We start from the raw sequence: 10,475 nt of genomic DNA, 5'->3' as shown, positions 1-10,475 counted from the left end.
GACCTATCACCACTCGACTGCCTCCAGTTCGCATTTCCTCAGCATATACTCTGTTAGGGTGGCTCTTAGTCATTTTAACGAGCTTCTAACCCTTTGATATTCACCTATCAAAACGCTAGTCGTACCTTTGGGCAGGCATTTCAAGGCGTTACCCTATCATTCTACCTATCGTAATATTAGTTCTAATAACTAAAGGTTATTAGGCTAGTTTTGTAGTAAACCCACGCTTACCTTTGTCTAGCAACAAGTCGCACCTTCGTATATTCCACTTCCATATTTCATTGCTTTTAGGATTGCATTTTCTATCTTATCTTTATTAAATTCAACAGGCTTGCCATCTCTTTTTATTATTTTTGTATATTTATTCATACAGTCTCCTTCTGTCCAACCATTAAAGTATCACATTAAATTAAATCACTATATCTTGTATATCCTTGTATATTTTATACCACATATAGTATTAAATCAAGTTTTGTTAATTAAATATTTAAAGCCTGAGCTTCAGCCCAGGCTTATACTAGTTTCTATTTAAAATTATCCGCACAAGTTACAATTTGCTTAGTAATATCTGAATATATTTCTAACCCCTTTGTATCGTATACTTTAATTACATCTTCATTGACTTTATTTTCTCCTACTAATTTACTCACTATATTTTCTCTTTCTCTTAGCTTTCCTTCATTAAATACTACATCTTCTTTATTATCAAATAGTGCTACATAGAAAATTCCCGTTTCTACTAAATCTTGGAAGAAATGACTTCCATAAGATAACTCCGGCATCATGCCTTCACTACTATAGGCAACCTCACACATTACAGACATATTGCAAAGCTCTGTAAAGTGAACTGGTACTCCAAGAGAAGGTGTTGTAGTACCCCAACGACCTGGCCCCATTAGCATTGCATTTTTATATTTTAGTGCATTGTTTACTATACCTATCTGTCTAGCAATAGTATATTTTTCAGAGTTTGTAAGTCCCATGTACTCCTTAACTGATACTAACACTACATAGTCAATTTGGAATCTTATATTTCCTCCCATAAAATTTCCTACTGAAGAAAATAAGCAAGATTCTTTATCTAAAAGTTTCGGAGCTTCTACAGTTTTACCTAAACCTCTAGTTTGAAGTGGTCTACATTGTACTATATTAAATCTAAAGTTACCTTCTTTATTAAAATTTGCTGTAAATTCTATATCTACTGGATATTCATATTCATTCGATAATACTTTTAATGTATTTTTCATAACTTCTGGAAACTTAGTGTATTTTAGAAGTACTTCAAAATTTAATAGAAATGGTGCATTATCAGGATTACTTCCCGTTTCCCTAAGCATTCGAGCTGTGTTATAGTCCTTTGCACCAAATATATTTACATTAGTTTTTATATCTTTTTTAACAGCTTCATTTATATATACTGTAGAAAGCTTATTAGTTTTCAAGTTTAGTAAATCTACATCATGTTGAGAAAACTTTTCTTGGTCGTAATAATTCATAAGGGGTATTCTCATTGGGTCATCTAGTGTAACTATTCTTACATAGTCACTATTTACCCTATCAACAGCTCTAGTTCCAAGTCCAAATACAAGTCTTAACATACCTGCATTCATATCAATACCTTTATCCCAAACATATAAATTAGAAGAGTTCCCTACTCCTGCTACATGTGGGAAAAAGTATTCTCCATAATAATCTCCTGATACCCTTTGAACTAATATTGCCATTTGCTCATCTTTTTTATCTAAGCCTCTTAGTTTTCTATAATTAAGAGCATCTTCATTCATAGTACTAGCGTATACTTTACGAACTGCAGCTTCAAAAGCTTGAAGTCTTTCATCAAGTGTTCCTTGATTTACACAAAATACACTTTCATATTTTCCTGCAAAGGCATTTCCAAAGTTATCTTCTAATAATGAACTTGATCTAACTATAATAGGTGATTGACCGTAGTATTCAAGCATATGCATAAATTGATCCTTATGCATTCTTGCGAAACGACCTTGTTCTAATTTTTCCTTAAACTCCTGAGCATATTTAAAGTATCCTTCTTCTGTTTTTTGTTTTATTCTAAGGTCCCAAATTCCATTTTCAACTATATAAGAATAGAAAACATCCGCTCCTATATAAAAGGAATCATGTGGTTCTAATAAAGGTGTAAAATAGTCTTTGTGATCTTCAACCTTAGTGATAATTCTTCTAGCTAAAAGCATACCTATACTTTTACCACCTATTAACCCTGTGCCTATTTCACGAGATGCTATTTGAACTACATCTTCTAATTCAAAATATTTTGTACACATATCTCGAATTTTTGATTTTGAGCCAACTAAAAGTGTCAATAATATATCTTTCATTTCTTCTCTGGCTTCTATTCCCTCATTTATAGCACTTCTAGCTTTATTAAAAGTTCTTCTCCAATAACCTAATCTTTTACTAGTCCAATTGAAATTTGAAAATAATTGTGCGGCATCTGCACTTGATGTGATTGAAATTGCTGTATCTCCTTCTATTTTGTGCGGAAAAAACATTGTAGGAAAATAACGGCCACTTACTTTTAATGGATGTATATAATAATTATTTTCTACCTTGTATATATCAGATAGAACTTGAGTTACTTCTCTTATTCCTGCAATAGCATCATATGTATGAGCATTTCTTATTACTGCAAAGTATGCTATTGTATCAAATTCATTAAGATAAGGACAAGTTACCTTAAAAAAGTTAGTCGTCATAAGATCTGAATACCAACATTGTTGTAGTTCTGTTAAACTATCAAATACATAAAATAATTTTGTTCCTTCATTTTCTATTATATTATGAACTGTAGTGGTAAAATCCTCAAATCCTAAACAAGGATTTAGTTCATAAATCTTCACTCCATTTAAATCGTCTATTAGACTTTCATGTTTTCCAAATCTTATGTATATTAACTTTCTTCCATCTTTTTTTCCTTGCTCTATATAGGAGTTCACTACGTATTTGTAATCCTCTATTGAATTAACTTGCCATACAACATTGTCCCCAAGTCTTAGCATATCAATTACTTCATCAAAACCTTTCATTCCAGTACTTGCACTGTTATATGTTCCCATATAAATTCCCCTCCCTTGTAAGCTTTGTACTATATATTATAACATTTTTATTTTTATTTTACAGAATTTTCTGTATTATTGTGAATGTATTTTAATTTGTCATTTTTAAATAAATTTTTAAGAAAGGAATTTTTCATATTGTTTAAAATATTATTAATATTCTAAATTTTATTAATAGTATTTTTAATATTTATAGCTTATAATTATATTCAGATTGGTTCGTAGGAGGAGTGGGAAGATGATTAATAAAAAATTATTAGTTGTTGAAGAATTTTTGTTTATGGCTGTAGGTTGTTTTTTACTGGCATTATCTTTAAATTTATTTTTTAGGCCACATGCTATTGCTCCAGGTGGAATTTCTGGTTTATCAATAATAATAAACTCTATTACAGGAGTTCCTTTGTTTATGATAAATTTATGTTTTAATATTCCTCTATTTTTAGTTGCTTATAAAATTTTAAATAAAAAAGATGTATTAAAAACTTTGGTAGGAATTACTTTGGTTACTATTTCTCTAAAAATTACTGGTAACTTGGGGTACATAGATGTTACCAACGATCCACTTTTAGCTTCTATTATTGGTTCTTCCATATCTGGCATAGGCCTTGGATTAATATTTAGAATAAATGGTACAACGGGTGGTACTGATTTAATTGGGTTATTAGCAAATAAATTTTTCCCATTTATAAGCGTAACTGTTTTAATGGGTATAGCAGATGTTATAGTGGTAACCTTATCCGGTATAGTTTCAAAAGAAATTGAAATAGCACTTTATTCTGGTTTATCACTAGTTATTATCGTTAAAGTTGCAGACTTAGTTATAGATGGATTTAATTATTCTAAATCGTTCACTATTATCTCTGATTACTCTAAAGAAATAAGCGATGCCATTATTGTAGAATTAGGTAGAGGTGCAACTTTATTAAAGGCTATGGGGGCTTATAGTAAGGTTGAAAAGGATGTAATTCTTGTTGTGGTATCTAAGCGTCAGGTAGTATCTTTAAAAAGACTTATAAAATCAATTGACCCTCATGCTTTTATTATAGTTTCGGATATACAAGAGGCTCTTGGTGAAGGTTTTTCTACTATTGAAGTATAATAAAAAGCAATATACATCCCTTGAATTGGAATTGTATATTGCTTTTTTTGTCCGCATTATATTAATATTGTTTATTAAATATACATCTTCATAAGACTGTATTCAGTAGCCTTGCCATCTTCAACTCTTACTAATTTATCATACTGTACAAATCCAACTTTTTCATAAGTTTTTATAGCACGAGTATTCCAAGTATATACTTTTAAAATCAATTATAACTTTATTGCTTTAGTTGCAATAAATGTATCTATATAATTATCTAATAATCCATTTCCTAATTTATCTTCATAAAAACCACTAATTACAAAACCAGCATCTATTTGACCTCCAATTTGACTTTGTAAAGAGTGACCAAATTCTAACGTATCTTTGGTTTGTATCCTTTCTTCCAACTGCTCCTTTGGAAGTTGATCTATATCTGAGTATGGTACGCTATTTCTAACAATCAATTTATTATTTTTTTCCCATTCGTATAAATCAAATATATATGAAATAGGATTTCCAAATCCTGCTATCAATACACCACCTGGTTTTAACACTCTATAGCATTCAGACCATACTTTTTCAACATTATCAATAAAGCAATTCGAAACTGCATGGAATATAAAGTCAAAAGTTCCATTATTAAACCTTGATAAATCTCTCATATCCCCTTGTTCAAGGTTTATATTTAAATTATCTCTATTCGCTACCATTTTATCTTTTGATAGTTGTTCCTTACTATTATCAAAAACTGTTACATTAGCTCCAAGTGCCGAAAATATCGGACCTTGTTGCCCCCCTCCAGATGCAAGACATAGTAAGTCTTTTCCTGATACATCCCCAATCCAATTTTTAGGAACAGGTTTTGTTGGAGTTAATAATATTGTATACTGTCCTTTTCGGGCCATCTCAATATCTATAGAACTTACTGGTATTGTCCATTTATTACCTATCTTAACTTCATTATCCCAAGCAAGTTCATTATGTTTTCTTATATCCATTATATCAAATCCCCTAATTCCAATTGTCTTATTATTAAGTTTTTACAATTAATCACTTTGTATATCCCCTTTCAATAAAATATAATTTAATAACTTACAACAACATCACTATAAAATTCCTATTTATATATTTCACATTATTTAACAATTGTGTCCTAATTGATATAATATCACAAGGTATTTCGCGCTAACAATAGATTTGTTGTTGAGGTGATAAGTATGTGATTTTAATTATGATCTAATGTGTTATTTTAAGATTTGTACCCCAAAATTGAACCCGTTAAGGAATTACTCTAGTCCTTTTATTGCACTAGCTTATTTTTTTTAAATTTTTCATACTTAAATCTAGTACTTTGTAAGAATGAGTAAGTGCACCTACTGAAACGTAATCTACACCAATTTCTCCTATTGCTTTTATATTATGTAATCCTACATTACCTGAAAACTCTGTTATGGCACTACCATTAATAATGGCTATTGCTTCTTTAGCAGTTTCTAAATCCATATTATCTAACATTATTATATCTGCGCCTGCTTCTAAAGCCTCTTTTACCATCTCTAAATTTTCAGTTTCTACTTCTATTTTTCTAACAAATGAATTATTTTCTTTAGCCAATTTAACTGCCTCTTTTATTCCTCCACTTGCACTTATATGATTATCCTTTAGCATAATTCCATCAGATAAATTAAATCTATGATTACAACCTCCTCCAACTTTTACAGCATACTTTTCAAGTACTCTTAAGTTTGGCGTGGTTTTTCTAGTATCTAATAGTTTTGTGTTGCTGTTTTCTAATTCTTTTACAAAAGTGTTAGTTAAAGTTGCTACTCCACTCATTCTTTGAAGTAGATTTAAAGCTACTCTTTCTCCTAGTAATATATTTCTAGTATTACCCTTTAAGAAAGCTATTTTATCCTTAGGGTATATTCTATCTCCATCTGTTTTGTATAGATTTACTTCTACCCCTCCAAGTATATCAAAAACTCTTTTGAAAACTTCTAGACCTGCTATTATACCTTCTTCCTTGCTTAGTAATTCTATAGTTGATATGCTTTCTTTTTCAATTATAGAATTTGTACTAATATCTTCATTTGGTATGTCTTCAATTAATGCTTCTTTTATTATTTTATCTATAATCAAATAATTCATCCTCAAACTCCTCGCACTGTTCTTTTATTTCCTTTATAACTAGGTTCTTATTTATTTTTATTAAATTTTGTAGAGTATCTTTAACTTCATATGTTGGTCCTATTTTAGACTCAATATCATCAATATTTTCATTTATAAATCTTGCACATCTTTTTGAAAAAACTACTCCTTCTAATAAGGAATTGCTTGCTAATCGATTAGCTCCATGTACTCCTGTACAGCTTATTTCTCCTACTGCATACAAATTTTCCATTGAGGTTTTTGAATCTAAATCTACTTCTATACCACCCATAAAGTAATGTTGTGCTGGTGAAATTTTTATGTAGTCTTCAGTAATATCCGTTCCTCTTTTTAAGCACTCTTTGTATATGAATGGAAATCTATTTATTATATAGTCTTTTTCCATAAAGGTAACATCTAAATATACAAAAGGTGAATTAGTCTTATCCATTTGTTTAAATATAGCTTTAGATACCACATCTCTTGGAAGTAATTCATCTATAAATCTTTCTCCATTAATATCTAAAAGTTTTCCACCCTCTCCTCTTACAGCTTCAGAAATTAACAATCTCTTTTCATCGTTATTTTCTTCATAAAAAGCTGTAGGATGAATTTGAATATAGTTTAAATCTTTTAATTTAATCTTGTGCTTTAGGGCAACTGCTATTCCATCACCATTTAAGATTCTTTGGTTAGTAGAGTTTCTAAATACTCCTCCAATTCCTCCTGTAGCTAATACTACAGCTTTTGCATATACATTTATTTGTTCTTCGTCTTTTATTAGAACTGCTCCTATACACTTGTTTTCTTCTTTTATAATATCTACAAAATATGTATCTTCATAAATAGAAATATTTTTTCTTTGTTTTAGTTCTTTTTCAAGAGCTAATTGTATACTTTCTCCTGTATTGTCCTTAGTATGAACTATCCTATTTATGCTATGAGCACCCTCTCTTGTGTAGTTTAATTCATTACTACTTTTATCAAAATTAACTCCTATAGCTAGCAATTTTTCTATATTATCCCTTGATTCTTTTGCTAATACTGTTACTGCCTCCAATTTATTCTTATATTGTCCAGCTTTTAAAGTATCTTCTATAAATACTGGTATATCTTCTTTGTTTCTTGCAGTTGATATTCCACCTTGTGCTAAATATGTATTAGTATTTTCTAATTTAGACTTAGTAACTAGCATAACATTTAAACTTTCCTTTAAATTTAAACTACAATATATCCCCGATACCCCTGAACCTATTATTAAAACATCTACTATTTTATTCATTTTACTTCGCTAGAGCGTGCATGTTCTCTAGACATCCTAAGGCTTTCTTAGATATTTCTTCATCTACTATTATTTCATTTTTCATATTTAATAGGGTATCGTATAAAAGTTCTAAAGTTGTTTTTTTCATATCAATACAAGAAATAGTTCCACCTGGTATATGGAAGTTTTTATCTGGATTTTTCTTTTTTAGCTCGTGTAAAACCCCTTCTTCTGTGGCTATTATAAAATCCTTTTTATCTGACTTGGTAGCATAGTTAATTATACCTGTAGTACTTCCAATATAATCTCCTAAATCTCTTATTGGTTTTGTACATTCAGGATGTACTAATACTTCTGCATCTATATATTTTTCTTTTATATTTAGAATTTCTTCTTCTTTTATATTATTATGATATTTGCAATAACCTTCCCATAGTATAAATTCTTTTTCCGGGAAAAATTCTGCTATATATCCACCTAAATTTTTATCTGGTAAAAAAATTATTTGCTCACTTTGTACATTTTTTAATATATCTAATGCACTAGATGAAGTTACTGCTACATCACAGTGTGCCTTCACATTAGCAGATGAGTTTATATAACATACTGTATATGCATTTGGATATTTTTCTTTTAACTCTAATATCCCATCTTCATTTATCATATCTGCCATTGCGCACCCTGCTTCTTTAGTAGGCATTAAAACTGTTTTTTGAGGCGAAAGAATTTTTGCACTTTCTGCCATAAATTTAACTCCACATAATACAACTACTTCTTCTTTACTATCTCTAGCAACTTCACTTAAATAGTAAGAGTCCCCCACTGCATCTGCTATTTCTTGAATCTCCTTAGGTTGATAGTAATGTGCTAAGATTATTGCATTTCTTTCTTTTTTTAATTTTAATATTTCCTCAACTAAACAATTCCCCATAATTACACCACTTTCTAATTAGTCTCTTTAATGTATATACACCTGTAAAGTCATTGTAGCATTTTTTATATTTATTATCAATTATGAGTTTTTAACCTTAGGTTAGGAGTTAAATTGCACGCAAAAAAGTCCTAGAGTTTTCTCTAGGACTTTAATTTATCTATCTATTATTATTAGTTTGTTGTTGACTTGAACTTTGTAAGTTTATGTATTTACCTGGTAACATAGTTGATACAGCATGCTTATATATCATATTTTGTTGTTTCTTTTCGTCTTCTATTAATATTATATAACTATCGAACCCTTTAACATGCCCCTTAACTTGAACGCCATTCATTAGATATATGGTTACAGGTATTCTTTCCTTTCTTGCATGGTTTAAAAATAAATCCTGTAAATTTAAAGCCGTATTTTTCATTTGACGTATCCTCCCGAGTTTTAATTAAATAAAAAGGTTAATATACTTTTCCAATTTTATACTATTCCTCTATTACATATATTCTATATAAATTATAGCATTTTTTCAATATGCATAACAATATCTTGTTTAAGTATTTCACTATTATTGTACTCATCTAAGTCAAACCATTTTGCATCTTCATATCTTCTAAACCAAGTTAGTTGACGCTTGGCATATCTTCTTGAATCTCTTTTTATGATTTCAACTGCTTCTTCTAGTGTATACTCACCATCTAGATATTTTATTATTTCTTTGTAGCCTATTCCCTGCATGGATATCATGTCTTTAGTGTAACCCATAGCTAGTAATTCTTTTACTTCTTCTATAAGTCCACTTTCCATCATAATATCTACGCGTTTGTTTATTCTTTGGTATAAATGTTCTCTATCTCTATTTAGCACAATTATTATTGGTTTGTACTTTTCGTTAAATTTTAAGTCGTTAGAAAAATCATTCATTTTTCCTCCACTTAAAGCTACTTCTAATGCTCTTATTACTCTTTTGGTATTGTTCTTGTGAATTCTCTCTGACGCTTCATTATCTAATTCTTTTAATTTATTATGCATATATTCTATGCCATTTTCTTCTAATTCTATTCTTAGTTGCTCTCTAAGCTCATTGTCAGCATCAGACTTTGCAAAGTCCATATTGTAGATTAGTGAATTAAGGTAAAGACCGGTTCCTCCTGTTACTAATACTTTTTTTCCTTTTTCAGATATTTCACTGATGTATTTATCAGCTCTTTCTTGAAATTCTGAAACAGAAAAAGTATAATCAGGAGTAACTTCATCTATTAAATAATGTTTTACATTATCCATTTCTTCAGGTGTTACCTTGGCACTTCCTATGTCCATGTGTTTGTATATTTGCATAGAATCTGCTGAGATAATCTGGGCATTTAATTCTTTTGCAAGTTTTATTGATAAATCAGTTTTACCAACAGCTGTTGGTCCTGTAAGTATTATAAGTGGTGTTTTATTCATAATCTTCCTTTCTTAACTACATAATTCTCTTAAACATTTTTTCTATTTCAGTTTTTGATATTTCTACAATAATCGGTCTACCATGAGGACAAGTAAATGGATTTTCACAAAGTTCCATTTGCTCGAATAAGCTGTTTATTTCTAAGTTTGCTATTTTGTCATTTGCCTTTATTGCTGATCTACATGCCATAGAAGCAAATCTTTCACCTTTTAACTCATAGTTATTTTTTATGTCGTCTATGTTGTCTATTATTTGTAGTATAAATTTTTCTGATTCAGGAACACCAAATATAGTTGGTACACTTCTTATCATTATATGATTATTACCAAAGAGTTCTATTTCAAAACCAAACTTCATAAATAATTCTAAATTATTTTCTACATGAAGCATGTCCACTGTTGAAAGTTCTAATACTATTGGGTCTAATAGTATTTGCATATTAATCTCTGACTTATAGAACTTGTCCATATACTTTTCATATAGTACTCTTTCATGGGCTGCATGTTGGTCTA

At 29.7% G+C, this 10,475-nt stretch carries 10 protein-coding genes and 1 pseudogene; 1 reads left to right on the top strand and 10 read right to left on the bottom strand.

Annotation, left to right across the window (positions count from 1 at the left end; translation table 11 throughout):
- Positions 1-237: 237 nt before the first annotated feature.
- Both ACRC03_RS02860 and ACRC03_RS02855 read right to left on the bottom strand, forming a co-directional pair.
- Complete coding sequence (locus tag ACRC03_RS02860) at positions 238-369, bottom strand: ATP cone domain-containing protein (protein ID WP_438651038.1); 132 nt, start codon at positions 367-369, stop codon at positions 238-240.
- A gap of 155 nt (positions 370-524) precedes the next feature.
- The gene (locus ACRC03_RS02855; protein WP_438651037.1) at positions 525-3,092 is read right to left on the bottom strand and encodes a PEP/pyruvate-binding domain-containing protein; all 2,568 of its coding nucleotides are present in this window, start codon (positions 3,090-3,092) and stop codon (positions 525-527) included.
- Positions 3,093-3,330: 238 nt separating this feature from the next.
- Between ACRC03_RS02855 and ACRC03_RS02850 the strand changes: the two genes are divergently transcribed.
- The gene (locus ACRC03_RS02850) at positions 3,331-4,191 is read left to right on the top strand and encodes a YitT family protein (protein WP_438651036.1); all 861 of its coding nucleotides are present in this window, start codon (positions 3,331-3,333) and stop codon (positions 4,189-4,191) included.
- Positions 4,192-4,265: 74 nt separating this feature from the next.
- Here ACRC03_RS02850 and ACRC03_RS02845 read toward each other — a convergent pair whose 3' ends face one another.
- The 8 genes and pseudogenes from ACRC03_RS02845 to ACRC03_RS02810 all read right to left on the bottom strand — a co-directional run.
- A complete protein-coding gene (locus ACRC03_RS02845; protein WP_438651035.1) occupies positions 4,266-4,403 on the bottom strand; it encodes a hypothetical protein in 138 nt (45 codons plus the stop codon).
- Positions 4,404-5,174, bottom strand: a complete 771-nt coding sequence (locus ACRC03_RS02840; RefSeq protein WP_438651034.1) for a class I SAM-dependent methyltransferase — start codon at positions 5,172-5,174, stop codon at positions 4,404-4,406.
- A gap of 310 nt (positions 5,175-5,484) precedes the next feature.
- Positions 5,485-6,324, bottom strand: a complete 840-nt coding sequence (nadC, locus tag ACRC03_RS02835) for a carboxylating nicotinate-nucleotide diphosphorylase (protein WP_438651033.1) — start codon at positions 6,322-6,324, stop codon at positions 5,485-5,487.
- On the bottom strand, positions 6,302-7,606 hold the full coding sequence (locus ACRC03_RS02830) for an L-aspartate oxidase (protein ID WP_438651032.1): 1,305 nt from the start codon (positions 7,604-7,606) through the stop codon (positions 6,302-6,304). Before ACRC03_RS02830 ends, nadC begins: the two co-directional genes overlap by 23 nt.
- 1 nt (position 7,607) lies before the next feature.
- Positions 7,608-8,519, bottom strand: coding sequence for a quinolinate synthase NadA (nadA, locus tag ACRC03_RS02825; protein ID WP_438651031.1), 912 nt, complete (start codon positions 8,517-8,519; stop codon positions 7,608-7,610).
- 160 nt (positions 8,520-8,679) lie between these two features.
- The gene (hfq, locus tag ACRC03_RS02820) at positions 8,680-8,937 is read right to left on the bottom strand and encodes an RNA chaperone Hfq (RefSeq protein WP_438651030.1); all 258 of its coding nucleotides are present in this window, start codon (positions 8,935-8,937) and stop codon (positions 8,680-8,682) included.
- Positions 8,938-9,029: 92 nt separating this feature from the next.
- Positions 9,030-9,962 carry a tRNA (adenosine(37)-N6)-dimethylallyltransferase MiaA gene (gene miaA / locus ACRC03_RS02815; protein ID WP_438651029.1) on the bottom strand — a complete coding sequence of 311 codons (933 nt, stop codon included), beginning with the start codon at positions 9,960-9,962 and terminating at the stop codon, positions 9,030-9,032.
- 16 nt (positions 9,963-9,978) lie between these two features.
- Positions 9,979-10,475 (bottom strand): annotated as a pseudogene (locus tag ACRC03_RS02810) (DNA mismatch repair endonuclease MutL); the annotation flags it as partial.

The organism is Romboutsia sp. (assembly GCF_051659545.1).
In the GTDB taxonomy this organism is placed as follows: domain Bacteria; phylum Bacillota; class Clostridia; order Peptostreptococcales; family Peptostreptococcaceae; genus JBOFOR01.
This window is presented reverse-complemented; position numbering and strand designations above follow the sequence as displayed.